Below are 24,650 nucleotides of genomic sequence, written 5' to 3' on the forward strand. Positions count from 1 at the left end.
ATGGCCTCCTATCTTGTCCGGAGACAAGGCGCGCTAGGAACTTTGATCTTATGCCCATGATTGGAGCGGCGTTGTTGCGTGGATCACCCGTCGACTGATATTGAGCGGTGGTTTTCAGTCTCAAGTTTTCAGTCTCCTGATGTGGATTTCGACGATGCCGCACAAGTTCAATGCCGATCGGCGGGACAAGATTGCCAAGCAGAAATATCAAGTGACGAATTGGCCGGCATATAATGAAAGCCTGCGTCAACGTGGTGATTTGACCATCTGGGTGAAGGATGAGGCCCTGTCTTTATGGACGGCGGAGGCGGACATCGCGGGGTGATCAGCCGAAATACTCGGATCTGGCGATTACGTTGTGCTTGACCCTGCGCGTCGTCTACGGGCTGGCGCTACGCCAGACCCAAGGCTTGATGCGCAGTGTCGCGGCGCTGATGGGGTTCGATATTGCCGTGCCTGACGGCGTTGGTGCATGGATCGGGACTTGAGCGGATCTGGATCTGCGATGGGGCTATCTATGTGGTCGGTCCATTGCGGCGGATGGATTTAGGGCGTGCGCATGCAAGCATACGATTGAGGGCGGCGCACCCGATGGCCACTTCCGTCTGCTGAGCGTGAAACGACCGAGCCCGCAGACGCCGCCCGATGGTGGACTTGTATCGGCCGATGGCAGTCTCGACCAGCGAGCGCTTGCCGTAGCCGGTGGAGGCCTGCCATTTCATTCGCCCGTCTCTGCTGATTGCAGCGATATGCTGATCCCTTTGTCCGGGAGATTGATCGCCGGCTGGTTCGATCGCGTTGGCGCGCGGGGGAATGACGATGACGGCAGCTGCACTGTGGTCGGTGACCGCGTCGTAGTAAGCGGCAAGCCGAGGCCGTTCAGCCTGTGTAGTTCCACGGCATGAGTGCATCGATTTCGCTGCTGGGCCAGCTGTTGGCTATGCGCTCGAGGGTCTGGGTGAGCCAGGCCTGCGGATCGACGTTGTTCATCTTTGCTGTTTATGCCGACCGTCGAACTATGCCGAGTGTCTCTTCTATTGTTTGCAGCAAACCGTGCGTTCCCGGCCCGTTCGGCGGGTCGCTGTTGTTTGGCACTCGGCATAGTTCTCATGCTCAGAGGGCGTTCAGGAATTCCAGAAGCCGGTCGCTTGGTCGAAATCGCTCGGCCTTGGCGCGTTCGTACGGCTTCAGCTTTGCGAGTGCAGATTCCTTCAGTTCGAGATGTGCATGAAGATAGGTCAACGTCGTTTCCATCGCTTCGTGGCCCAACCACAGGGCAATTACGGAGCAGTCGACGCCCGCCTGCAGCAACTCCATGGCAGCAGAGTGCCGCAAGACATGGGGCGAGACCCGCTTTGAGCGAAGGGAGATGCAGTGCTCACGTGCTTTGGCGACATATTTGTTCAGCAGCGCCTGCACGCCGTCCGCGCTGAGCCTGCCACCGTGCATATTCGGAAAGAGAGCCGTTGCGCCCCGCTTCCCTGGCTCCCTGAGCCACCGCTGGAGGGCTTGCTGTGCAACCTTCGTGAGCGGCGTACTTCGCTCTTTGCGGCCCTTGCCGACGCATTGCACATGCGCACCGCGGCCGAGCACTACCGAGTCTCGGTCGAGGTCGATGATCTCCGAGACCCGCAGCCCCGTTTGCGCGGCCAGCAATAGCAGAGTGTAATCGCGGCGTCCCAGCCACGTGTTTCGATCCGTACAGTCCAGGATCGCTTCAATCTCGGGCCTGGTTAGGAACTGAAGCTGCCGCTTGTCGCATCGCTTGCTGGGGATCGCGAGCACACGCTGAATGTGGGCGCTGTGTGCCGGCTCCTCAAACGCCGCATATCGGAAGAAAGAGCGGATGGCTGTGAGGCGGAGATTCCGGGTCCGCACCGAGGCGGATCTCTGCGTCTCAAGATCCTCCAGGAATGCGCCGATGAAAGGAGCGTCCAAATCCCGCAGCGTCAACTGGGATGGGGATCTCCCAATGCGCGTCTGTGCGAAAGCAAACAGGAGCCTGAAGGTGTCGCGATAGGAGGCGATGGTATTGGAACTTACACCTCGATGCTTCATAAGCCGATCCGTAAACCACCGCTCGATTAGCACGGGCAGGTCGTTCGTGTGTCTCATGACCGGACCTCCCAACGCTTATCCAATCGCCGTACGGCATGGTTCATCAGTTCCGGCGTGGCCGACAGATACCAATAGGTGTCGCGAACATTGGCATGGCCGAGGAAGGTTGAGAGAACGGGCAGCTCGCGTTCCACATCTTCGCCGGCGCGATGCCAGTTGATCAGGGTCTGGACGGCGAAACGGTGACGAAGATCATGAATCCGTGGGCCATCTCGATTCCCCTCCTGTCGTAATCCGATTTGCCGGGATAGTCGCCAGAACACGCGATGCACGTATTGATGCAGCAATCTGCCGCCTTGTTCGGCGACGAAGAAATAGGGACTGCGCGGCGTACCAAGGTGTGCATCGCGTCGGGCGGCGTAGCCCGAAAGGACAGCAATTGTCGTGGCATGCAGCGGGACCAGCCGTGACTTGCCAAACTTTGTCTCTCGGATGGTGAGGACGCCCTGGTCGAGATCGACATCGGCCCGGAGCAGGCTGAGCGCTTCGGAATGGCGCAGTCCGGCCACTGCTATCAGCCCGAACAGGCAGTGATATGGTGTTGTCACGTTAAGTTTCTCTGGCTGGAAAGGTCAGCGGCTCGTGGATATTCAGGCGACGCAGGCCGCAATTTTCCATGCATCGAAAGCTTCGAGCCGATGGTAGCGAATTGTTTGCGCGGCGCGGCGACGGGACGGAACTGAAAAGCAATTGCGGGTCGCTGAGTGCATGGAGACGAACCGTTGCAACGTGCCTGGTGATCGGTGGCCTTGCATGGTTCGTTCCCGTTTTCGAAACGGCAGATGGCTGTTCTCGGCCCGATTATTGAGACCCTTGTGCGACCAATGGTCAAGGCCGGGTGCCACTTCCGCCTTTGCTGCACCGTAGGAGCGGAGCTTATCGGTGATGATCCGTTTGGGAGCAAAGCCATAGCGCTTCATTAACGCCACCAGCACGCGCTTCGCTGCCCTTTTATCACGCCGCTTCTGCAATATCTCTTCGAGAACGGTGCCATGTTGATCGACCGCACGCCAGAGCCAGAATTTCTCTCCAGCGCATTTCACGACGACTTCGTCCAGATACCAAATATCGCCGGGGCGCGCCTGCCGCCGCCGCAAGTTGCGTGCGATCTGGGGTCCGAACTTGGCGATCCAGCGGCGGACTGTCTCGTATGACACGTCGATTCCACGCTCGAGCAGCATTTCCTCAACTTCTCGCAGACTAAGGTTGAACCGCAAATAAAGCCAGACCGCGTGAGAAACGATCCGTGGCGGAAAACGGTGACGCTTGAAGCTGATATCTCGTGAATGCATCGCCGAAATCTACGCCCAACCCGTCAGGCAGGCAACCGCAGCCCGGTTAACGTGACAATACCGGATCGACAGATCGCTATTGCCGATCGAACTTCCGGACAATGGCGACCCGGAGACGGCATTGCCATTCACTTGCTGCATGCCGCCGAGATCGTTCTTCGTCGCAACGCTATTCGTCATGCCGCGTGACGGCGCGACCGTCGCTTGGCGAAAGGTGCGAGCGCGCTGCATGCAAACGGCGGTTTTTTGTTCCTTGACGGTCCTCGCCGCATCGTTGACCGGCACCTCAGCCAGCGCCGGAAAAGCAAAACAAGCGGCTGAGAGCAATGCCATACATATGGAGAAGTGTGCTCGCCGCTTCATCGTTGCTTCTGTCATGAACGAGACTCCGTTGGCACGGCCGGCTCTTGGCTCCAGCCGCAGAAGGAAGCAAGCCAGTTTTCCGGGGCATCGCCATAGCGCCGACGCAGGTGCTCACATTCGGCCACCGTTTCGGCTCGGCCGGATAGGACCTTGATGAACTCGGGCAATGCCGACAGATCCAAACGCGCAATCACGCTGTCGTGGTCATGTTTGACCAGGAATTGACGGCTTGTCGAAGAGGTCGATTTGACCCATTCGAATTCAATTTCTGAAAGCCCAAAGCCTCTGACATAGCTGTCCCGATCGGCTTTCGGGTTGGGAAAGAAGATGTTCGTCGGGCTTTGCTCAAGAAGTGTATGGGCGATCCGCGATGTCGTGATGTCACGAGCCGATTGCGTGCCAATTCCGACGATGCCGTTCTTCTTACGGATGGTTTTCAGCTGGTCGTTGATAAAGGCGCCGGCCTTGTCGTCACCCAAGAGCTTCCAGCCCTCGTCGACGAACAGCATCATCGGGCGCTCGCCATCCAGCATCTGGCCGATCCGGAAGAAGATGTAGCCGAGCGCCGCGGTGCGAATCTCAGGGTCGTCGAGGACTGCGGTCAGATCGAAGCCGAAGACGCCTCGATCCGCATCCCAAAGATCGATGGGATTGTTGAACAGCCATCCGCGGGTGTCGCACCAGGCTTCAAAACGCGATGCCAGATCGTCGCGCCCGGCGGCCTCGCCACCCCGCAACAAGTGGATGACGTCTGAGAACAGCCGCTCGCGGATCGGTACATTGAAGATATGCTCGACGGCGCGGGCCAGGATTTTCTCTTGCTCGGGACCAAGCTTTTCGGTCTCGTCCTTCGGGCGAACCAAATAGCTCAAGAGATCATAGACGAATGTCCTGTTGTCAGGACTGTCTTCGAGCTGCAGCGGATTGAAACCAGTTGGAATACCCGGCTGCAGCACTTCGTACTGACCGCCGCAGGCACGAATAAAAATCTCGCCGCCACGGTCCTTGTCGAAGAAAGCGCAGCGCGGCTGCGGTCTCGCGCGCATCGCCTGCGACAATAGAAACAGCAGCGCCACCGTCTTGCCCGAACCCGTCGGACCGGTGACGATGAAGTTGCCGACTTCGCCCTTATGGAAGTTGAAGAAATACGGCGTCATCGACGTTGTCTGCAGCAACGACACTGCCGGTCCCCAGTGATTGCCGCTGGGCTTGCCGAGCGCGAAATTATGATAGGACGCCAGACCGCAGAAGTTCCGTGACGAGATCAGCGCGCGCCTGGCGATATAGGAAAAGTTGCCCGGGAGCTGGGCGTAAAAGACCGGTTCGGCATTCAGATCCTCGCGCACCACCACCATGCCGGAATTCTGCAGCTCCTTGGTAATTGCCTGGGAGCTGAACTCAGCCTCCTTGATCGAATGCCCAAGCGCCATGACCGACAGATGGTGATAGCCCATGACAGCGCGGCCATTGACAAGTTCATCCCTGGCAATCGAGATTGCGCTTTCAAGGCTGGTGCCGCGTTCGTCCGACACGCTGATCTGACGTTCGATCCGATCCATCTCGGAAAGGATTGGCGCACGATCCTGCAGGGCAAAACTCTGCGATAGGATGAACTCACCGGGGACTTTTAACAGCCCGTCGATCATGCCGGCTGCCGTATAAGGCGGGTATTCGCGGATCGACAGCATCGCGCCGAACCGGGTCTCGATGTCGCTACCTCCGCGCATTTCGAACAGACGCCGCCCGAATGTTATCCGGCGTGTCGGCAGATATCCGTCGAGCGGCATGCGCGGCAGTGCCATGTTGACGGATTGGCCGCCATTCAAAAGCATGGCCAGGAACTCAAGCGGTTCAGAGGCGACGCTTCGCTCCCGAAGCACCGCTTTCAGGCTCCGGGCGCCATAGTGTTCCATTCCCTTGACGATGTTGGCGACGTGCTGGCGCAGTTCCTGCCGCGCCTCGCGATCCAGCGCCCGCTCCGACACACCGGCCGCCTTGCGGAAGCGGGACAATAGCCCATCCGCCAGTCCGACCTTGCCCTGGAAGCCGCGTCGGATGATCGTCAGGTAAAGTTCGTTGGTGTACATGCGGCTGTTGCCGAGGCTCAGCATATAGCGCTCGTCGAGATCCCTGCAGAACGGAATATCGAACGCGCCGCCGATATCAGGCGGTATCCGGCGTCGGACAATGTGGGAGTAAATTGCAAACCGGCTATCGGCGAGTGCTCGAACCAAGGTATTGCGCGCCGTCGCCTCGACATCGATGATCCGTTGATCGGCGGTCTGGTGACAAAAACCATCGACCTTGATTATCGTCAGCAGCATCCCGTCCTTGGTCCGCAGCGTTTCCTCGTCGACATGCCTGAGATAGGGAACATGGGCCGAGATCGGCTGTTCGCGGCCAATCTCGGCGCCAAATCGAAAATCCCTACGAACTGCCTTTTGCATCGCCGTTCCCTTACAGTGCACAAGCGTTATGGTTCATAGGAATTGCCGCCCCAGAAATGACGGTTCTTCGTCCAGGGGCATTTGGCGATCCGCACCCGAATGACGTTCGCCAGGTGCGGATCGCGCACCGTGATGACGTAAGCCGCGGCATGCAGGGGCAGGAAGAGGAGAAACATTGCGAGGTTCTTCGTGTTGAGGAACGTCATGACGACGATCATCAACTCGCCGACGAAGAGACCAATCGGCACTCCCCAGAACATTCTCGGTCGGGTGAGACCGAGAACAAGGGGTGCCACTTCCGCCTTGACTTGGGCCTCGCTCATCAGCCGCCCAATCCAGAAGACATGGACTGCACCAGTTGTGAGCCGCCAAAGATGAAGGCGATGCCAACGATGATGGAGAAGCACCAGCTCCACGGGATACGGCTTGTCAGCGCCATATATCCCACCGCCGCGCATGCGATGGTCGCCGCTGTCGTCGCAAACGTTCCAGTCATGAAGTTGAGGAGCGTCGTGAAGACGGAATTGATCGGCTGGAAAATATCGCCGGCGGCATAAGCCATATCGACATTGCCGATCACGACAGCAATGACAATCCCGGCCATTGCGACAACGTTGGCGTTGATCGGCCGCAAAGGGATTGCGGATCGAACGAGATCATACAATTTTGCCTTCATTGGGGGCTCCTTCCTAGGCTATTGCACATAGAGAACCGAGCCGTCGATCCAGTCGCTATGGCGGCTTTGCGTTGTGGTGCGATTGATCGGAAGCGGCTCGTCGGATGATGGCATCGACGCCAGCAGATCGACACCTGAAGCGGTACTGCCTGTGCCCGGGCCAGCCGCCCGGCCAGTCTTGTTCCCTGATGCAAAGACCTTGTCGAGCCCGAAGTAGGCGTTGGTCACCAGCGCCGTGTAGGAAACGGTTTCGCCGATCGAGGGTATGCCGCGGGCGGTGATGATGCGGTTCTCGCCAGCATTGTAGGCGGCAATCACCAGCATGATGTTGCCGCCAAACATCGCCGTCAGATCCTTCAAATAGCTGACACCCCCGCGGATGTTCTGTCTAGCGTCGCAGATGTCCGTAACGCCGTACCTGACAGCCGTAGTGGGCATCAGCTGCATCGGGCCGCGCGCGCCTGTCTTCGAATTGACCCGCTGCCCAAAGCGGGACTCCTGGCCGGCAATCGCAAGGACAAGCTTTTCGTCGAACTGCTGTCGTGTCGCCTCTTTCAGGATCAGCCGCTTGATCTCATCAGGCGGCGTGGCGCCGTCGATGCAGGTGGCGGAGCCGACTTCAATTTTCGGTTCCGCCATCACAAACGACGGGACGGCTAATCCCAGGCAGGATTGGCTGAGGACTAACAGGATCGACATCGTCTTCATCGACTTGATCGCCATGGTTGCTCCATTTTGCTTGCATATATTTATATAACGAAGCACAATGTCAACGGAGTTAAGATGGTGAGATAAAAAATATGCCGTCATTTCGATCAATCGCTCGCACAGGTTTGAGCGCGCTGCTCTTCCTCATGGGCGGCGTTCAGGTTGCGTCGGCCGACGATGCTGAATGGGGTTGCCAGGTCCTGCTTTGCGCAGCCTCTCAGAGCCCAAGCTGGCATGGGGTGCCGTATTGCGTGCCGCCAATGACAAAGCTGATCGCGGCAATGAAGCTGCCGGGCTTTACCTGGCCGATTTGTCCAGGTGCCGGAACCGGAGCCCCGGGTTTTCAACAATATGATGATTGTCCAACCGGCTATTCGATTGCTGAAGATGAGTCAGGCCACGGAGGAAGCACGCAAACCTCGTGCGTCAAATATGCCGATGGCTCCGGCGGACATGGCAACAATAGGGTCGAGGTCGACCGCATACCGCGTCCCATGAAACAAGCGCCGTACTACTTCGACATCAGCGGCTCGGACGGCGCAAAGTCGAGATTCTGGTTCGACTTGCATCTCTAGCCAATGCCCTCACGTCACTGGAGCCAGAAAGGAACAGCCCATCATGGCACAACAGGAACCGCGGCTATTCTTTGTAGCCGATCTCAGCGCAAATGCGGGAGCATTTGACGCGGGGGTAAGGACCGTACTTCCCATCGCCGTCGGCTTGGTGTTCACCGACGCGCTGCTAGGGTTCGCTCTTTCCGTCCAAGCAAATGCTGTCCTTGCTCACCCGCGGGACAGTCTCGGTTACACAGCCTTGATCCTTGCCCTCTACGCGATCGTGATCGGGCTCAACTTCTGCGCCGTTTGCACCTTTGGGATCGGGCTCCTCTACGCTGCATTTGTCACGTTGCGCACCGCATTCGGCCTGTCATTGTTCCTGCTGAAACAGCCGGTCCGACTGGTGTTGATCGGTTATTTCGCGGTGGTCGCCGTAATTATCGCTGGCCGTCGCGCTGTTGTGCTCGCCGTAACCGGCTATCGTTCCGCCTTCAGGCTTCTTTCCCATAGCTTGTCACGGTAGGTCACCGATGAGAAAACTCACTTACACAATTCTGGCGGCAGCATTGCTGTGCACCGGCAGTCAGGCTCCGGCATTCGCGCAGGAGGGGTACAAGCTCACACCTGTCCTGACCTATAAGAACATCAGTCATGATCCAGAAGGACTGTGGGACGACAGTGATCTCACCGAATTCGGACACCCACGTCACCTGCCCAGCATCTACATCGGCCGCACTACGACGCCAAAGGGGGAGTGGATCGTATCGCAGTTGGACAATGCCTGCTCTATGCAGGGCGATTGTCAGTTTGTCTTGGCGCTCAAAAAGCCGGATGGCTCAGTCAAGGTCGTTGCATCCGGAAACGGACTGCTTGGCCATCCGGTCACTTTGTCGCTCAATTACCGCAAGGTCTTTACCGAGGAGATCAACGACAGCGCCCAGCCATTCGTCGGCTCATACGATGTCGAGGAATTCAAATGACGACGGCCGCCATCGCTTTCCGCAACTTGCATCGTCCGGCGCCGGTCTGGCGACCCAACTATAAGGACCTCTTCGCCCAGATCGGCATTGCGCTCGGGATGATCGCCACCTTCGGTTTTGCCGGCGAAAGCGCCGTCAGTCTTCTAAATGCCGGAATGCCGGCTGACTGCGCCGAATATGCCGCCAATGTCAGCCACAGTGAAGGTAACTTCAGCAGCATATCTCCCTCTGTCAACGGTACGCGATGCTATGGGGCGTTTCAGTTCTGCGACAGCGGGACTCTTCAGCAGTATTGGACCGGCAGTCGGGCCGACTTTTTGGCGAATCCCTCAGCGCAAGTTGCCGCCTGGCAACAATATGAACAAGACCAATGGTCTCCTGCACAGACGAATGGTTTAACAAATCTGGTCGGTCAACAGGTCTGCTATCAGGGGACTTGCGCGACCATCACCGAGTCCTCTATTCTCAAGGCATGTCAGTTCGGGTGTGCAGGCAAAAAGTCAAAGCTATACAACCTGGCCCAATCCGATCTTGACTGCAACGCTGCTGGAACCCGGGATGGCGCCGGCACCAGTGTTTGCTCCTATCTAATCTCGGGCGCTGGTTACAATGTCGGCTGCATCACCAACTCGAATGATGGCGTCGATTGCAGCGCCGAGACCACGGGCGAGGCACCAAAATGAGCCCGCATGCCCTTATGGTAGTCGCCGTCCTGTTTACTGCGGTCGCTGCGATACCAATCGCGCCACAGAAGGCCTATGCCCAGACCGCGCAACAAAGCGCCCGCACGTTCACCGTCCCTCAGATCGGCTTGACCTTTCTGACCGGAGACAGCTGGCTGCAGGCGGCAAAGACCATACGACTCTATGGTGTCCAAGCCTGTCTTCGCGGGACCACCTATACGGACAAGGCTGGCAAGAGCCAAGATTGTGGCGCGGTTTCGCTTGCGATGCTTGCAGCGATTGTCCGCGACACCAGGCCAACCTGCGCACCGGTCGCGCAACTCTCCTTACGAGCATCGTCGTCAACCGGTGCTCCGACCTCGACAATCCTTGTCATATGCTCGGCCCATGTCGGCAGCAACGTGCTCGATCTTGGAACCATCCTCATTACTCAGGGCTTTGCCTTCGCCGCCATCACCAATACCGGACAGCCGGTCTATGCGCCCTATATTGCTGAAGAAGCCATCGCGCATAATGCCCGCGTCGGCCTCTGGGCCTTTCCGGACATGCCGCACCCCAACCAGTCACTCATCTCGCACACATCGGGGCGCCAATAACGTCCCGTTTCTGACAGCAACGCTTTCGATGAAAGGATGACCTAAATGCCGACAAGTGCATCGGAACTGACAAACTATATCCAGATCACTCGCGAAGGCGTCACACTGAAGGGCAATATTGCATCGATCGCCTACGATTTTGACATTGTTGGCGAGGCCTACACCAGCGACAATGCCAAGGCTCCCGTCTATCGGCTCTTCGCCAAAAGCCCCCGCGGTAAACGCATCGAGATCGGTGGCATTTGGAAGAAGCAGAACCAGAACGGTGGCAAGTACCATACGCTGACGGTCAATACCGGATACGGCAAGCTCAGTGCGAACCTCGGCCGCTATCCAGGCCAGGACGATGAAGACCTCATGGCCGTCATACCTTGGGATTGATCGCAATGCGTCAGCTCACGACCAATCTCGTCCTTGCCGGCATCCTCCTTGCAACCCTATTCTCCGTCATATCCGCAACGACGGTCGACGCGAAAACGCGCCCGGCCGCCGTTCGCCACATCGAGATCAACTCATACAGTGTTCATGCTACCTATTGTGAGAACAGCGCCTGCGAGCCGGTATCCTTGAGCATTGCAAGCGGCGACGGTTTCATCATGTACCGATGGGGCGATCATCGCGAGAAGGTTCGTCTCGCTAATATCGACGCACCATCGGTCAGTGCAAAATGCGTGCGTGAGCAGCAAAGCGCCCAATTGGCCATCGAGCGGCTGGCTCGGGTTCTGAACGGCGCAACGTTCACGATGGCTCGCCTTCATGCTGATCCTTCCGGAACCATCGCCGTTGTCTCCGTAGATCGGCACGACGTTGGCCACATCCTGTCTCGCGAGCATGTCGTCTGGCCATGGGAGCCGAGACATCGTTCGTGGTGCTAGTCGCAGACGAACTTAGCCGGCACAGCCGGTCAGACGATGAAAACCCGGGATGAGAGCATATTAGCCATTCGGTCCTAATCTCCAGCACCGTTCATAGATTGCGTCACTTGACCAATATTGCTTACGTGAAGTAGTGCAAACACATGGGGAAAACCCGAATCGCTCATCGAAGGGTGTCATTCTGCCCTCCTGCCAACAACGCCTTTAAGACCAGTCGGCGTGAAAGTGTCCAAAATCTTTAACTTGGCAAGAGGAACGAATCCTGTCTACATGCTGGCAAAAATGCCAGCCGTGATCGAGTTGTTTGTGTATCGGAAAAATGACGTCAAAGTATCTTGAACAACACCGGCGATGGTGGGCGCAGACGCTCGGCAGCGAGCTAGCCGAAGCTCGCGTTGTCATGCCGAAGGAACACTATGCGAAGCTCGTTCGTATTGCTACCGATCTTGAGGAACGTATTCCTATCCTGCTAGGAAAACTGATCGTCGACTATTTCGAAGCCGTCGAAAGCGGCCAAATGGAGATCAAGCCGCCGATACCAAAAGCGACACGAAAGATGCCGGATCAGAGTCAACTTGAGCAGCTTTGTCAGCTGCTCTCCTGGTCACGCTTCCCTGATGATACAGGGGCAAGCCGTTTCCGTCAGATCGCTTTGGTAACTACTCTTGCTCATGAACACGCACAAGGCAGAAAACCAACGGCGTCAAGTGTCGGAAGGATTATCGACTCCCACGTTTCCCAGATTGATTTGATGGCGCGTGCCCTGGAAGAACGCGGTGTGATCGACCGGGTCCACACTCCCAATATTCGCCCTGGCGTATCGGGTAAGGTATTGTATCTTAATCCAGATGCCGCCAACGCTCTGAACAAGAGCCATGTTCGGGCGATTGGATCTTCTATTGTTCCTGTCCTAGAGCCTGAATAGCCTCTAACGCCTTTCCCACATCTTCGCGATAAGGCACGCCGCCTTCTTTATGCCGCTGCAGAAGAGCATTCTTCACAATCTCGCGGTCAGCCAGGTTCCGGGCGGAATTTCTGCTCATCGAAAAGCTGTGAAACACCAACCTGCGTAAAGCGACAGCCGTCTCGCCCTCTTTAAAAAGCCAGAACAACGGTAAGCGCACAATTCCCCGCACCTGTTCACTGAACGGCGAATGAGGGAGTCTGTGTCCACAAGGGAGACTGTGGACACAATGACATTGGATAACTTGAAGGGCTCAGGGGGTCTTCGGGCAGTGAAGGTTCTTCCCAACGGGAAGCGGCGTTTCGATCCGGTCGAGAAAGACCGGCTGATCGACGCCGCAATGAAGCCCGGCGTATCGGTTGCCCGTCTGGCACTGGCGCACGGCGTCAACGCCAATCAGTTACGCAACTGGGTGAAGCTTCGCCGAGATCGGCAGGCCCAGGGTAGTTTGACGGCTGCTGCAGGGCAGGAAACGTCGGCCTTTGTTCCTGTGGTTGCAGCGTCGCCGATTGCGCGGCAGCCCGACATGCCGGCCCGGCCATCATCGGCAGGAATGCGGCTGATGGCGTCTTTGCCAAATGGTGTGCGGCTTGAGCTTGAGGATGTGGATGAGCGGGCTCTTTCGGCGATGATCGAAATTCTGGGGCGGTGCAATGTTCCGGCTGGCTGACGATCTTCGCGTCTATCTTCACCGGGACCCGATCGACTTTCGTGCGGGGATCAACAGCCTGGCGATCCTGGTCGAGCAGTCGATGGGCCTGAGCCCGTTCGAGCGTGCTGTCTTTGTCTTTTGCAACCGCCGGCGCACCCGGATGAAGCTCCTGTTCTTCGAGCGGTCAGGGTTCGTGCTTGTATTGAAAGCCTTGTCCGAAGACCGGTTTCGCTGGCCCCGCCGCGAGGCGCCGGTCGTGACGCTCGATACCGAACAGTTGCGCTGGCTGCTTGACGGCATCGATCTCGACGCGATGGTGCGCCATCCTGTTCGGCAATATGAGTTTGTCGGCTGAAGGCTGTTGACGGAGCGGGGCGGCTCAGATTCAAAGCTACGATGACACGAGCCGGCACCCCGACCGTTGCGGAACTGATGGCGCTTCTGGCGGCGAATGCTGCCGAGAACGTCGCGCTGCGGGCTGAGAGAGACGCCCTTGAGCAGCGTGTCTTCAAGCTCGAGGAAGAACTGGCGCTTGCACAACTGCATCGTTTTGCGCCGCGCAGCGAAAAGCATATGGATCGCGTCTTCAATGAAGCCGAGAACGCCGCTCTCGAGGCCGATGCTGATGAGGGCTTGGCCGACTGTGACGAGACCGACGCCACTGAGCTTCCCGACACGGGATTGCCAGAGGTGGAAAAGCCCGAAGGCCGCAAGCGCGGGCGTAAACCTCTTCCGGCAAATTTGCCCCGCCAACGCGTTGAATATGACCTTGCCGACGATCAGAAGACCTGTCCGTGCTGCCGCCATCCGTTGCATCGCATGGGCGAACTCGTCACCGAGCAGCTGCATATCGAGGTGAAGGCCACGGTGCTGCAGAATGCCCGGGCCAAGTATGCTTGCCGCAACTGCGAGCGCACCGATATCAGCACTCCCGTTATCATCGCGCCGATGCCCGCACAGCCCTTGCCGGGGAGCATTGCCACGGCCTCGACGCTGGCCTTTGCTCTTGTTCATAAATATGTCGACGGCACACCGCTCTATCGCCTGGCACAGGCCTTCGAGCGCGCTGGCGTCCCTGTCAGCCGTGGCGCTCTTGGCCATTGGGTGATCGGGTCCAGCGAAAAGCACCTCGTTCGCATCTACGATGCACTGAAGCAGCGGCTCTTGTCGCAGAACGTCATTCACGGTGACGAGACCACGGTGCAGGTGCTGAAGGAAAAGGACAGGAAAGCAACTGACGAGTCCTACATCTGGGCCTATCGCAGCGGGCAGGATAGTGTCGAACCGGTTGTGCTGCTCGAATATCAGCCCGGTCGTGGGCAGGTGCATCCGCAGACTTTCCTTGGTGACTATCGCGGCATCCTGATGAGCGACGGCTATCAGGGCTGGCGCACCCTGAAGGGCGCAACGCATGTCGGGTGTATGGCTCACGCCAGGCGACGCTTCGTCAACGCCTTCAAGGCCGGGAAGAAACAAAGCGGGCCGCCCGCGCAGGCATTGAAGTTCTTCGACCAGCTCTATCGGATTGAAAGGCAGGTGCGGGACGAAAAGCCGGATGACGGCGAAACGCAGGCCGATTGCATCCGGCGCTTGCGCCAGAAGCATAGCGTTCCAGTCCTTGATGCCCTGAAGGAGTGGCTCGACAGGATGGCCCCCAAGGTCGTGCCCGACACCAAGCTCGGCGATGCGATCTCCTATACGCGAAACCAGTGGCAATATCTGACCCGCTACACCGAAGACGGCAGGATGCCGATCGACAACAATTTATTGGAACGCGATATCAGAGTTTTTGCCACTGGAAGGAAGAGCTGGCTATTTTGCGACACTGTCGACGGGGCCAAGGCAAGCGCTGTCATCTACAGCCTTATGCTGACCTGTCGCGCCTGTGGCGTCGAGCCATTCACCTGGTTGCGACACGTCTTTACCGAATCGCCGCAGCGTCCGGACGGCGCCAATATCGACGATCTGCTCCCATTTAACTTCGCCAAATCCACTGCCGCATAAGCCGCTGCGGGCGTCACAATCCACTGCGTCAACGCGCAGCGAAATGAGCGCTTACGAACAACGAGAGCAGTACGCGCCCGTGGACAAGCTCAATATAATTCGAACGTATCTCGTCATACATGTCAGCGTTCGGTGAGGTCTGTTCAAAAGCATTGGAATTCATACGACCTCTCCTCCAAGCTCTCTTTCAACCAGGCCGACCCAATAACGCGCACCAAGTGATAATATGGCGTCATTAAAATCATAGTGTGGTGTGTGAAGGCCGTGAAAATGGCCATCGGATCCGACACCATTGCCAATTCGCATGAAAGCACCCGCCTTTTTCTGCAACATATAAGCAAAGTCCTCGCCGCCCGTGCTCATGGTCGTCTGTGCCTCAACCTTCTCGTCGCCGACAAGAATAGCCGCGACTTCGGCAGCAAGTGCGGTTTGCTCCGGATGGTTCACCAACGCCGGACATCCACGACGGTAGTTGACCTCTGCCAAGCAGCCTTGAACTGCCGCCAAGCCGTGCGCTGTCTCGCCTAACCGGCGCTCCAATGTATCGCGCACATTTGGAGAAAAGCTCCTTGCCGTGCCAACGACGACGATTTCGCTAGGGATCACATTCGTCACTCCGGGCGCTCCGGCTGCAATGTGCCCGATGCTGATCACTGCTGGCTCGACCGCCGGAACGTTTCGTCCGACGATAGTCTGAAGCGCCAGGATAAAATGGCCCAAGGTGATGGTAGGGTCAGTGGCCAGATGAACCTTACCTCCGCCATGCCCTCCGGTTCCGCGAAAAGTCACAGACCAACGATCGCTGGCTGCCAGCATTGGACCAGGGCGGATCGCGAATTCTCCGACGGCACGCCCCGGTTGGTTGTGAAGCCCGTAAATGGCGTCTGCTGGGAAGCGTTCGAACAGCCCATCCTCCAGCATAGCCCTGGCGCCGCCCAATCCTTCCTCTGCCGGTTGGAAAATAAAGTTTACGGTTCCGGCAAAATCACGATGCTCAGATAAGTATCTCGCGGCGCTCAACAGCATCGCCATATGGCCATCATGCCCGCATGCATGCATCTTGCCAGCGTGTCGCGACTGATAAGGCAGATCGGTCTTTTCGTCGATAAGAAGTGCATCCATGTCCGCCCGCAACGATATTGCTTGCTGTCCCGGTCGCGTACCTTTCAAAACGCCCACTACACCCGTTTTTCCGATGCCAACGTGCGTCTTTATCCCGAACTGTTCGAGGGTTCGGCCTATCAAACTTGCCGTACGGAACTCCTCGAAGCCGGTTTCTGGATGCGCATGGATATCCCTGCGGATTGCGACCATTTCGGGCTCATAGCCCTGGATCGCATGCAAGACAGGATCGTCGGTCATGGTGCTGTCCTATAGAGGGTAACTGGATAAAGGAAAAATAGCGCGCAAAACGTCACCGAGTTTGTCGCGATCAGATACCAGGCGAGCGACATCGGGTTGCCCGTGGCATGTAGCAGCCATGTGGCGATCAGTTGTGCAGTCCCGCCGAACAGCGCTACGCCGATCGAGAATGTCAGTGACAATCCAGTTGCGCGCACCGACACAAGGAAGCATTCGGCAAGAGCGACAAAAGCGACAGCGCCACTCATCGAACGCAATACCGCAAGCGCTCCAACAAGAAGCAATAGGGTTTGGTCACTAGGGTTACCGGTGATCACAAGAAGGGCTGGATAAGTCATCAAAACGAACAGGCCTTGCGGCAGCGCCATCAACAGTAGTTTTCCGTAACGGTCGGCAAGCCTACCTCCTGCAATTGCACCTCCGACGGTCGCGGTGTTGCTTACAATGCTAATCAGAAATGCAATGTCGCTCGGCATCTTCAATGTGTTGATGGCAAAAGTCGTCAGGTAGTTTGTGATGATGTAGGCTCCTGTCGTGCCACCTAGAACGACCAGCAGACCAACAACGACGCGCGAAGAATGGCTCACGAAAACTGCCTTGAGGATTGCCATGACGGGCTGCCTGGCGCTCACCACGTCATCTTGGATTTGTGTTCTCAGATACAATCCAACCGGCCCGATCAGCAGACCAAACGCCAGCGCGATGCGCCAACCATATTGATCCATTTGCTCGGCAGGCAGATAGCGCGCCGCGCAGTAGCCAAGAAAGCTCGCGGTTATTCCCGCCATGCCCTGGACCGCTGTTTGAAAGCTGCCATAAGTGGCTGCCTTATCCTTCGGAACGGATGCCAGAAGGTATGTGGTCGCCGTCCCGATTTCGCCGCCCGCGGAAAAGCCCTGGATGAACCGCCCAATGATTACACAAATGGGTGCTGCAATCCCTATCTGTGCATAGGATGGCGTCACTATCAGGATTGCCGTCCCGAGGAACATAAGGGCAATTGTCAGTGTCAACGCTGTCTTTCGTCCATATCTGTCCCCAACGATACCTAAAACACCTGCACCGATCGGCCGCATAATAAACCCGGCTGCAAAGGTACCAAGCGTCAGCAGCAACTGGACGTCTTGAGTTCCTGGAAAAAATTGTCGGCCGATCGAGATCGCAAAAAAGCCGAAAGCCGTGAAATCGTAATATTCGAGCCACGTTCCCGCGATCGCACAGGCGACTTTTCGCCTCTCTATCCCGCTGAGTTTCAACCCGAAAAATGTAGCTCTGTGAGGGGGGATGCCATTCGAAATCAAAGCTGCCGTCCTGGAATCTAGCGCCTCGCCTATTCGTTGTGCGGTACCGAATAACATAGCCAGGCAACTTTCCGGCACGAATTTTTGCTCGTAGTAGTATGACAAAATAATCATATCTAGGAAACCGTGTATGTAAGTCCGGCGGGCTCTAACAAGAGCGGCACTGTGCATCGCTTCAGGGATTGATGATGACGGACAAAATGCAAGGAGCGAACCCCATGCCCCCCCTTCTGCTCTCGACCAGAGCTCATGGCCGCTCGGCATACACACCAACTACTTCCTGAGTTCGGTCAACAACCGCTTTATGCGGATTACACTCGCGGTGGCAGAAACTGGAAGTATGACTATGGCGGGCAAGCGGCTTCACCTATCACAAAGTGCCGTCTCGAAGGCGATTAAGGAAATCGAGAAGAGGATCGGCATGCCAATATTTTATCCAAGTGGTAAAACATTGCTACCAACAGAGGCCGGGTCAGCCTATATCCAGGCGGCGCGCCAGGTCATCAACAATCTTCGAATCCTCGAAGACAGTGTGCAGTCTCTTTCAAGAGGAATGCAGGGATTGGTTCGTATCGGCGTACAATCTATCGCTGCTCAACCGCTCATGGTCGAAGCCATCGCCATCATGAACGACAAATGCCCCGACGTTCGTTTTCAGCTCACAGATCTTCCCATTGATCAGATGGTTGACCAACTATCGCGCAACATGCTCGACTTCGGTCTCGGGCGCATTACTCCCAATATCCTGGCATTGGGGATGAACCATCTCGCCATGATCGAGGAACCGTACTGCGTCATAGCCAGCAACAACAACAGACTTGTTTTTGAGACCTCACTGGACTGGGCTGCAGTCGTCGCCGAGCACTGGTGTCTCCCTCTTCCAGGGACACCCATCCGCGAAAAACTCTCAAGCATGTTGGTGGCCAATAATCTTACCCTGCCCAAGGCAGCTATCGAATGCAATTCACTCATCACCACACTCATGCTGCATCAACAGATGAACATCATCTCATTGGCGCAAGGAGGCGTCGCGCAGCAGTGGCACAGGAGGGGACACATCAAAATCCTGCCCCTTGTAATATCTGCGAAAGTCGCCCCCATGGGATTGCTGTGGTCAAAACACTTCCAGCGTTCTCCGGCTGCTGAGCTCTTTAAACGCGCAGTCGAGGACACGTTGCCTAATACGTCGAATATTCAGGCGAATGCACTTTGGCCGCAGACTTTGTAAAGTCTTCGATCGCAGGCGTTGCTCCACACTCGGCTAGAGTCTCCCCATAAAACATTGTCATGCCTTATGATTCGCTATATACCAAAGCGGGCGATGATTAGCCGTTGTCCGTCGCCCAACACGCCTACGATCCGCAGGAGGTTTGCATTACGCCATAAACGAAAAACCGGCGCGGACGCCGGTCTTCAAATTGAGATTGGTGATATTAGGTTACTTTACGCGACCAAGGAACTCCAATTCCTTTAGCCCGAGCATCAACTAACTCGGACTATAAGCACCTCTCCTGATATTGCAAGGCTTTTGCGCTTTCGCGCCACGGATTTCTGTACTCTCTTTTAGGAGACATCCCGTGGCACCAGATGCCTTTCCAGATCAGCCGTATCCCACTCAAGATTCTGCCTTGCACCCCTCAAGCAGAGTACTACCGCACGCGCAGAATCACGACGTCCTTGCCACCATCGCTAGCGCGATCGTCGAGCTGTGGCGCGCTCGATTGGCCAGTTTCACTGCCACGGCGCAAATTGACCAATTCAAGTCAAAGACCCTTTTCGCCCGTCTCTGGCAAGAGGCCGGCGGCCCACTTGATGCCAGTCAGATCGAAGACCTCCAGGCCATGGCCGACAAGCGCGCCGCCGAATTGCTCGAAGCTCGCCTCAAGCGCCAACCACCTACCCAAAGCTACTTTCCCATTCGCCCAAAGTCGGATCAATCGCGCCAACAGGCGGCAAGCGGAAGGCGCGACCCTGAGCGATGGGCAAGAAAGCAGCGCCTGGGCGGCTTGGCCGCCCTCCCCCGACGGACCTTCATGCGGGTTTCACCGAGGGCGAACGAGCCGTGCTCTACATCATCGCGGCCGATATGCGCGAAACGGGCGGTTGCAAATGCACGGTCGCAGAGATTGCCGCTCGTGCGGGTATTGGCCAGACGACAGTTCGCAACGCCATCAGGAAGGCGAGAGATCGAGAATTACTCAAGGTGGAGCATCGGCCACAATGGCGCAACAAATGGCTCGCGAATGTCATTACGATCATCTGCAAAACATGGCTCGGATGGTTGAAGCGCTTTCGACCCAATCTCGGATCTGGTTTCAAGGGTGTCAAAAAACCAGCATCCACAGATACCTACGGATCAAATAATAAAGGCGGAAGGCCTTCTGAACAGCCGAAGGATGGCCCTACGGGCCGCTTACAGCGGTTAGCTATCCGCAAACCATCTTCCGGCTGAAGTCCGAACACGCAAAACAACCATTCTTACAGGCTGGATAGCCCCCAAATTGGCTTTTGAAAAAAGCCTGTGGGAAATCCGCGTTCAGTGACCGGAGCGCATCGGACCGCCGATAGACGCTACGGGCGGCGATCTTTGGTCATTGTCGACGTTCGATGGCGTCATCCATGCCGACCACAATGGGGCGATCGGGCACCAGGCTGGCTGCGGCGATCGACAGTAAGTCCGCTCCGAACAATAACTGCATCGTGATTTGTCGAGGGTGCGTCTGATTGACTTAAGGTCGGGGATTCCCGGCGGGACCAGATAGACGTATATCGATGGCATGATCGACGAGGATGGCAGCCTCTGGGGCCGGGGCAGGTTCGGCGTGCTGGCGGCGGGCGCAAGGCGGTGAGCGCGCTTGATCCTGGGCTTGTTCCGCAGTTGAAGCGACTGGTGGAGCCGGCCACGCTGGGCGGTCCCGAGCGGCCCTTGCTCTGGGTGTCGAAGAGCATGGATAAACTCGCCGACACGCTGACAGCGATGGGCCACCCGATCAGCGCCGACACGGTGGCCAAGGAATTGGTGAAGCTTGGCTTTTTCCCGTCAGCGCAACCGCAAGGCGGACGAAGGCTCGCACCACCCCGATCGCAACGCCCAGTTCGAGCACATCAACGCGAAGGTGATTGCAGCCCAGGCCAAGCGCCAACCGCGCTTGTGCAGTTTCAGAATTTGTCAGGCTTGATACTCTCCCACCACGCAAGCCCGTGCGCCGTCGTGGTAAATTCCGGACGGGAACGCGCCCATTGCTTCCCACGCGATCAATGGAAGAGTACCCCCCACCATAGGTCAGAGAAGCCTTACCAGCCTCATCACTGCGACCAATCCAAACCATTTGGTCATGGCGGAGCAAATCGTCCGTAACAGCCTCGGCACCAAATAGCCGCGTTTTTCGACAGCCATTAACACGCCGACAACGTTCTTTGTTTGCGCAAGCTCTCGCCTGATAGTTCGATGCGGTAGGCGTTATGAACAAGGCGGTCTAACACCAATACGGTTCACATAACGACTCTGATGGCGTTTTTGATGTTGATGGGCGGTGGTGGCCTGTCGGCTTTTCGTCGGACAGGGAAGTTGCTCATCTTGCGTTTGACGCCGCGTTTGTTTCGGCGGTGAGCGCGGGGTGGGACGCGCTCCTGGAGGATCTCGGCGAGGATGGCGCTATGCAGGGCGGCTCGACGCCGAGGGGGAATAGCGCCGAAGGCGGGGAGCTTTCGGCGGATGACGCGAACTGTATGCAGAAAGGAGAGCCGATCGGGGTCCTCGTCGGCCTGGAGGGCGGCTTCATGCATGAGACCGCGAATGGCGAAGTGGGCCATCAACAGGCCGAAGACCTCCTGGCGCACCAGGTCGGGGGTTTTGCTGCGCAAGACGATCTTGGCGCCGCGCAGGTGGGTCTTGAGTTCGCCCAGGGCGGTCTCGATTTCCCAACGCTCGTGATAGAGCGCGGCCAGGTCTTCGGCGCCGGCCTTGGCGTGGTCGAGAACCGTGGTGGCCAGGCGATAGATGGGCTCGCCACCCTCGACGCCGTCCAGGCGGTAATCGATGACGCGAACTGCGACGCCCTTGGTCTTGCGCCGGCGATCGGTCTCGGACGGATAGATGTGGCTCAGATAGGAGCCGTCGGGCAGCCGTTGCTCGTCTTTCAGGCGCGCATTCTGCTTGATCCTCCAGAGCAGGTCGGCTCCGGTGGCGCTGGCCTGGGTCCACATCGCGTAGCCAAAGAAATTGCGATCCGCCAAGCAAAGCATGTCTTGGCGCAGGGCTGGCAGAACCTCTTTGGTCAAGGCGATCTCGCTGGTGGTGCAGCCAGCCATCTTCGTGCCGAACAAGACATGCGTGCCGTTCTCCCCCAAGGAGACGAAGCGGACTTGCGGGAAGGCGCTTTCGCCATGACCCGCGCCGGGCCGACCGAAGGCGGCCTCAAGGGCCGGATCGTCGGCGACGTCGAACGTGCTGCCGTCGAGGCTGACCAGACGCCACGCCCCGAACCAGGCCCCCGTGTGCTCAGCCTCGGGGCATGCAGCGGCGAAGGCCATGCGGATGCGTGAGGCGGTTTCGGTAACGCGGGCGCCGAGCTTGAGGAGGCGCAGCCTGAGTGTGGCGAACTCGGCTTTGCGCATGCAATCTGTCGCGGGCACGATGTCGCGCAGCGTTAGCATCAGCCAGTAGGCGGCGGTGTGCATGACGAGGCGGACCTGGTTGGCGATCGGTGATCGGCAGGAGGTCCGGTCGGAGGCAAGCTGGCTCTTGTGCATCTTGATCAGGTTCTCGGCCTGACCGCGGGCACAGTAAATGGCGTCGTAGATGTGCTCGGCGGAGCCCTCACAAAGGTTGGTGACGACGAAACGGATGTCGAGGCCCATCGTCGTCGCCTCGATCCGGGCGCAGACGCGGCGTTCCTCCTTCCAGGATGTCGCCCCATATCGGGTTTCTGCGTAGCCGCGCAGCACCGGCTTCTGTTCAAGGGCCCGGCGGGTGCGGATATCGTCGGCAGTCTCTTCGACGAGACGCTTGAGAATTTTGTTGCCGGAGAACCCAAACAGATAGGCGATGCCGGCAGGCCTTCGGAGTCCGCGTTGGCTTGCAGCCTGATGGCCGGGTGTCCAAGGCAGCGGTGGCTTGGTATTCTGGGTTAGGACGAATGAGATTCTTGCATGATCGTCAGGCCAGCGTGAACCGTTGAATGCCCAACCGAAAACGAGAAAAATGAGAATATTGGAGCTATCGGCAAGGGCAGTGTCGGAAAACAGCATTTCACAAAGAATGTGCTTTGCGTGCGGCGGTCCGCCCAGCACAGGCGCCGGCGAACACGTGATTCCCAAATGGCTTCAACATAAGTCCAATCTCTTCAATGAGCGGCTCACCCTACTGAATGGGACACTTATTCCATATCGAAATCTGACCGTTCCTTGTTGCGAAGCTTGCAATAACGGTTTCCTCTCCCAGATCGAAAACGCCGTGCAGCCCATCATTGAGCGTGGCACAGTAGAGACTCAGGATGAAAAACTACTCCTTGGCCGATGGTTGTCTAAAATCCTGATCGGCTTTCTCGTGAAAGAGACCGGCCTTTTACTTGATCGCAAGCGACCAGATAGTGGGCCGATGGTCCCTGCGCAATTCATCGAGGAACTGCAGCATTGCCATTTCGTACTCCAAAGCGCGCGTAAACCCACCACATTCCGATGCCTCCACGGCGACTTGCCTTTTTCACTGTATTTCTATGAAGTCGCTGATACCGGAGGAGATCAAGAGTTCGACCTCTCGACAAACATTTTCGGACAGTCCGTAGCGATCAGAGTCGGCCGGCTTGGCGTGATATTTGTTGGCGACGGCGGGCTTCAAATGCACGTTGGTCCAGGAGGACCTTATGCGCTCTCCGGATCCGCTGTTACCGGCGCCCAATTCAGCGAACTGGCGGCTCGTGTTCACTACAAAGCCACACTGAGGGATGCGACGCATTTTTATATCACGTCCGAGAACGATGAGTTTATGCAGGTTGAGCAAATGCATGTTGAGTCATATTCAGGCCTGATTCCGGGCAGCGACGAGTTGCGCATCTTCAAAGAATGGGACGAGGAAGCGCTGAGCTACGCCCTGGCGGCCTACACGCGATTTGACAGGTCCGCCGTATTTGATGAGGAAACCAAAACGTGCAGGTCCACGCTCGGCTCCCTTCTGAGAGATCATTGAACAAACGGCGCACCCGCGCATTCGAGCCCGGCGCGCCATATAGTTCCTTCAGCGCCGCTTGATTTCGAGCTCATAGCCGCCAGCGTCTTCGCTCAATGAACTCAACCGATCCAGCGCCGATGTTCGCTTGGCGTCACGCACAGCCTTGAACGCTGCGACATCCGCTGCTCTCAAACGCCGGTGACTTCCCACTTTTTCGCCAGCAATCTCACCTGTATCGACCAAACGCACGAGATATTGCCTCGAGACGTTGAGGATATCGGCCGCCGCCTGCGTTGACAGCATCTCTTCGTCGGGCAAAACCGTTACCGGTCTTCCGTCTGCGAGGAGCGTTAATTCTCGACAGTGAAGCTCTGGGCGGTCTGCTCCAAAAGCGTCGCGGCCTTACGCACCTGTTTAGCGGACATGTGCACCGCAATGTCTCGGGACAATGGGCAGGACATTCCTTTGCAACACTTAAAAGTACACATGTTCAGTTCGCTCTGGACATGATCGGTCCAAAGCTCATGCGCAGCGACGAGCCGCCGGGTTATGGCGTAATCATCCACGCGCAAGAGCAGATTGTCGTAAACTACCGGGATTTGCCTGTCGACAGGGTCCCTACTTGATGCCTGAAGCGACAATGACGGAGCGGGCTTTGCAAGTGCTCGCCTTAATGGCGATCCAACTCGCGCGACCACCGGGCTAAGCGGAAATTATTTCCGCACGAGACAAGGGCGGCTCAGAATCTTACGCCATAATGGGAAACGAACAGCTTTCATCCATTTTTCCGGACTCGACTCAAATCCCTCGCAATGCTTGATTGCTGCTCGGAGGACTGGGCATGGCATACGAGTGGGACCAAGGCCTTGCACGAAAAATGCGCATGATTAAGCTGGCATCTGT

Annotated in this window: 28 protein-coding genes and 6 pseudogenes; 17 read left to right on the forward strand and 17 right to left on the reverse strand. The window is 57.3% G+C overall.

The annotated features are described in order from the left end of the window. Window positions 1-154 precede the first annotated feature (154 nt). Together BA011_RS46745 and BA011_RS46750 are read left to right on the forward strand one after the other, a co-directional pair. On the forward strand, window positions 155-325 hold the full coding sequence (locus BA011_RS46745) for a hypothetical protein (protein ID WP_237352874.1): 171 nt from the start codon (window positions 155-157) through the stop codon (window positions 323-325). A 31-nt stretch (window positions 326-356) separates the two neighbouring features. Next, window positions 357-488, forward strand: coding sequence for a transposase (locus BA011_RS46750; RefSeq protein ID WP_237352875.1), 132 nt, complete (start codon window positions 357-359; stop codon window positions 486-488). A 27-nt stretch (window positions 489-515) separates the two neighbouring features. On the opposite strand, the pseudogene BA011_RS43750 reads toward BA011_RS46750, so the two are convergent. From BA011_RS43750 to BA011_RS38480, 10 genes and pseudogenes are all read right to left on the reverse strand, one after another. Further along, window positions 516-857: pseudogene (locus BA011_RS43750) on the reverse strand (IS5/IS1182 family transposase); the annotation flags it as partial. Window positions 858-879: 22 nt separating this feature from the next. Further along, a pseudogene (locus tag BA011_RS43755) lies at window positions 880-999 on the reverse strand (transposase domain-containing protein); the annotation flags it as partial. A 114-nt stretch (window positions 1,000-1,113) separates the two neighbouring features. Then, a complete protein-coding gene (locus BA011_RS38445) occupies window positions 1,114-2,115 on the reverse strand; it encodes a tyrosine-type recombinase/integrase (RefSeq protein ID WP_027664909.1) in 1,002 nt (333 codons plus the stop codon). Next, window positions 2,112-2,654, reverse strand: a pseudogene (locus BA011_RS38450) (tyrosine-type recombinase/integrase); the annotation flags it as partial. The pseudogene BA011_RS38450 and the gene BA011_RS38445, both read right to left, overlap by 4 nt. Window positions 2,655-2,708: 54 nt before the next feature. After that, window positions 2,709-3,410 carry an IS6 family transposase gene (locus tag BA011_RS38455; RefSeq protein ID WP_065284682.1) on the reverse strand — a complete coding sequence of 234 codons (702 nt, stop codon included), beginning with the start codon at window positions 3,408-3,410 and terminating at the stop codon, window positions 2,709-2,711. 9 nt (window positions 3,411-3,419) lie between these two features. Then, window positions 3,420-3,788, reverse strand: coding sequence for a hypothetical protein (locus BA011_RS38460; protein ID WP_151343781.1), 369 nt, complete (start codon window positions 3,786-3,788; stop codon window positions 3,420-3,422). Continuing rightward, entirely contained in the window at window positions 3,785-6,220 is a 2,436-nt protein-coding gene (locus tag BA011_RS38465; RefSeq protein ID WP_065284684.1) for a VirB4 family type IV secretion/conjugal transfer ATPase, read from the reverse strand. The genes BA011_RS38460 and BA011_RS38465 overlap by 4 nt, the downstream gene beginning before the upstream one ends. A gap of 26 nt (window positions 6,221-6,246) precedes the next feature. Next, window positions 6,247-6,543: a type IV secretion system protein VirB3 gene (locus BA011_RS38470; RefSeq protein ID WP_064697755.1), complete on the reverse strand. Its 297-nt coding sequence runs from the start codon at window positions 6,541-6,543 to the stop codon at window positions 6,247-6,249. Further along, entirely contained in the window at window positions 6,543-6,896 is a 354-nt protein-coding gene (locus BA011_RS38475; RefSeq protein ID WP_064697754.1) for a TrbC/VirB2 family protein, read from the reverse strand. The genes BA011_RS38470 and BA011_RS38475 overlap by 1 nt, the downstream gene beginning before the upstream one ends. Window positions 6,897-6,914: 18 nt before the next feature. Beyond that, entirely contained in the window at window positions 6,915-7,619 is a 705-nt protein-coding gene (locus tag BA011_RS38480) for a lytic transglycosylase domain-containing protein (protein WP_064697753.1), read from the reverse strand. 131 nt (window positions 7,620-7,750) lie between these two features. Between BA011_RS38480 and BA011_RS38485 the strand changes: the two genes are divergently transcribed. From BA011_RS38485 to tnpC, 11 genes are all read left to right on the forward strand, one after another. Then, window positions 7,751-8,179 (forward strand): hypothetical protein, encoded by a 429-nt coding sequence (locus BA011_RS38485; RefSeq protein WP_151343805.1) that lies wholly within the window; start codon window positions 7,751-7,753, stop codon window positions 8,177-8,179. Between the two features lie 43 nt (window positions 8,180-8,222). Then, window positions 8,223-8,684, forward strand: a complete 462-nt coding sequence (locus BA011_RS38490) for a hypothetical protein (RefSeq protein ID WP_064697751.1) — start codon at window positions 8,223-8,225, stop codon at window positions 8,682-8,684. 7 nt (window positions 8,685-8,691) lie between these two features. After that, entirely contained in the window at window positions 8,692-9,141 is a 450-nt protein-coding gene (locus BA011_RS38495; RefSeq protein ID WP_065284685.1) for a hypothetical protein, read from the forward strand. After that, complete coding sequence (locus tag BA011_RS38500; protein ID WP_065284686.1) at window positions 9,138-9,824, forward strand: acyltransferase; 687 nt, start codon at window positions 9,138-9,140, stop codon at window positions 9,822-9,824. The genes BA011_RS38495 and BA011_RS38500 overlap by 4 nt, the downstream gene beginning before the upstream one ends. Next, window positions 9,821-10,420, forward strand: coding sequence for a thermonuclease family protein (locus tag BA011_RS38505; protein WP_064697748.1), 600 nt, complete (start codon window positions 9,821-9,823; stop codon window positions 10,418-10,420). The genes BA011_RS38500 and BA011_RS38505 overlap by 4 nt, the downstream gene beginning before the upstream one ends. A 45-nt stretch (window positions 10,421-10,465) precedes the next feature. Continuing rightward, window positions 10,466-10,801, forward strand: a complete 336-nt coding sequence (locus tag BA011_RS38510) for a DUF736 family protein (protein ID WP_064697747.1) — start codon at window positions 10,466-10,468, stop codon at window positions 10,799-10,801. Window positions 10,802-10,806: 5 nt separating this feature from the next. Further along, the gene (locus BA011_RS38515) at window positions 10,807-11,295 is read left to right on the forward strand and encodes a hypothetical protein (RefSeq protein ID WP_064697746.1); all 489 of its coding nucleotides are present in this window, start codon (window positions 10,807-10,809) and stop codon (window positions 11,293-11,295) included. A gap of 319 nt (window positions 11,296-11,614) precedes the next feature. Further along, a complete protein-coding gene (locus BA011_RS38520) occupies window positions 11,615-12,220 on the forward strand; it encodes a hypothetical protein (protein WP_065284687.1) in 606 nt (201 codons plus the stop codon). A 268-nt stretch (window positions 12,221-12,488) separates the two neighbouring features. Further along, on the forward strand, window positions 12,489-12,929 hold the full coding sequence (gene tnpA / locus BA011_RS38525; RefSeq protein ID WP_065282368.1) for an IS66-like element accessory protein TnpA: 441 nt from the start codon (window positions 12,489-12,491) through the stop codon (window positions 12,927-12,929). Then, window positions 12,913-13,266, forward strand: coding sequence for an IS66 family insertion sequence element accessory protein TnpB (gene tnpB, locus BA011_RS38530; RefSeq protein WP_018240906.1), 354 nt, complete (start codon window positions 12,913-12,915; stop codon window positions 13,264-13,266). Before tnpA ends, tnpB begins: the two co-directional genes overlap by 17 nt. A gap of 41 nt (window positions 13,267-13,307) precedes the next feature. Next, a complete protein-coding gene (tnpC, locus tag BA011_RS38535) occupies window positions 13,308-14,915 on the forward strand; it encodes an IS66 family transposase (protein ID WP_065279183.1) in 1,608 nt (535 codons plus the stop codon). A gap of 159 nt (window positions 14,916-15,074) precedes the next feature. Here tnpC and BA011_RS38540 read toward each other — a convergent pair whose 3' ends face one another. Together BA011_RS38540 and BA011_RS38545 are read right to left on the reverse strand one after the other, a co-directional pair. Continuing rightward, window positions 15,075-16,277, reverse strand: coding sequence for a M20 aminoacylase family protein (locus tag BA011_RS38540; protein WP_065284688.1), 1,203 nt, complete (start codon window positions 16,275-16,277; stop codon window positions 15,075-15,077). Then, window positions 16,274-17,692 (reverse strand): MFS transporter, encoded by a 1,419-nt coding sequence (locus tag BA011_RS38545; protein ID WP_167377055.1) that lies wholly within the window; start codon window positions 17,690-17,692, stop codon window positions 16,274-16,276. Before BA011_RS38545 ends, BA011_RS38540 begins: the two co-directional genes overlap by 4 nt. 190 nt (window positions 17,693-17,882) lie before the next feature. On the opposite strand from BA011_RS38545, the gene BA011_RS38550 reads away from it, so the two are divergent. After that, window positions 17,883-18,806, forward strand: a complete 924-nt coding sequence (locus BA011_RS38550; RefSeq protein WP_151343783.1) for a LysR family transcriptional regulator — start codon at window positions 17,883-17,885, stop codon at window positions 18,804-18,806. Between the two features lie 535 nt (window positions 18,807-19,341). On the opposite strand, the gene BA011_RS44760 is transcribed toward BA011_RS38550, so the two are convergent. After that, complete coding sequence (locus BA011_RS44760; RefSeq protein ID WP_186806650.1) at window positions 19,342-19,482, reverse strand: hypothetical protein; 141 nt, start codon at window positions 19,480-19,482, stop codon at window positions 19,342-19,344. A 74-nt stretch (window positions 19,483-19,556) separates the two neighbouring features. On the opposite strand from BA011_RS44760, the gene BA011_RS43760 reads away from it, so the two are divergent. Next, window positions 19,557-20,030 (forward strand): helix-turn-helix transcriptional regulator, encoded by a 474-nt coding sequence (locus tag BA011_RS43760; RefSeq protein WP_151343784.1) that lies wholly within the window; start codon window positions 19,557-19,559, stop codon window positions 20,028-20,030. Between the two features lie 345 nt (window positions 20,031-20,375). Continuing rightward, window positions 20,376-20,724, forward strand: a pseudogene (locus tag BA011_RS46755) (ISAzo13-like element transposase-related protein); the annotation flags it as partial. A 250-nt stretch (window positions 20,725-20,974) separates the two neighbouring features. Here the strand turns inward: BA011_RS46755 and BA011_RS45840 are convergent. From BA011_RS45840 to BA011_RS45850, 3 genes and pseudogenes are all read right to left on the reverse strand, one after another. Then, window positions 20,975-21,061: pseudogene (locus BA011_RS45840) on the reverse strand (AAA family ATPase); the annotation flags it as partial. Between the two features lie 9 nt (window positions 21,062-21,070). Continuing rightward, on the reverse strand, window positions 21,071-22,048 hold the full coding sequence (locus BA011_RS45845; protein ID WP_237352880.1) for an IS4 family transposase: 978 nt from the start codon (window positions 22,046-22,048) through the stop codon (window positions 21,071-21,073). A 30-nt stretch (window positions 22,049-22,078) separates the two neighbouring features. Then, window positions 22,079-22,630, reverse strand: a pseudogene (locus BA011_RS45850) (transposase); the annotation flags it as partial. 181 nt (window positions 22,631-22,811) lie between these two features. On the opposite strand from BA011_RS45850, the gene BA011_RS38560 reads away from it, so the two are divergent. Further along, entirely contained in the window at window positions 22,812-23,765 is a 954-nt protein-coding gene (locus tag BA011_RS38560; RefSeq protein ID WP_151343785.1) for a hypothetical protein, read from the forward strand. A gap of 48 nt (window positions 23,766-23,813) precedes the next feature. Here the strand turns inward: BA011_RS38560 and BA011_RS38565 are convergent, their stop codons facing one another. After that, a complete protein-coding gene (locus BA011_RS38565; protein ID WP_081374291.1) occupies window positions 23,814-24,050 on the reverse strand; it encodes an excisionase family DNA-binding protein in 237 nt (78 codons plus the stop codon). Window positions 24,051-24,650 lie beyond the last annotated feature (600 nt).

The sequence above is a fragment of the Rhizobium leguminosarum genome (assembly GCF_001679785.1).
GTDB lineage: Bacteria > Pseudomonadota > Alphaproteobacteria > Rhizobiales > Rhizobiaceae > Rhizobium > Rhizobium leguminosarum_R.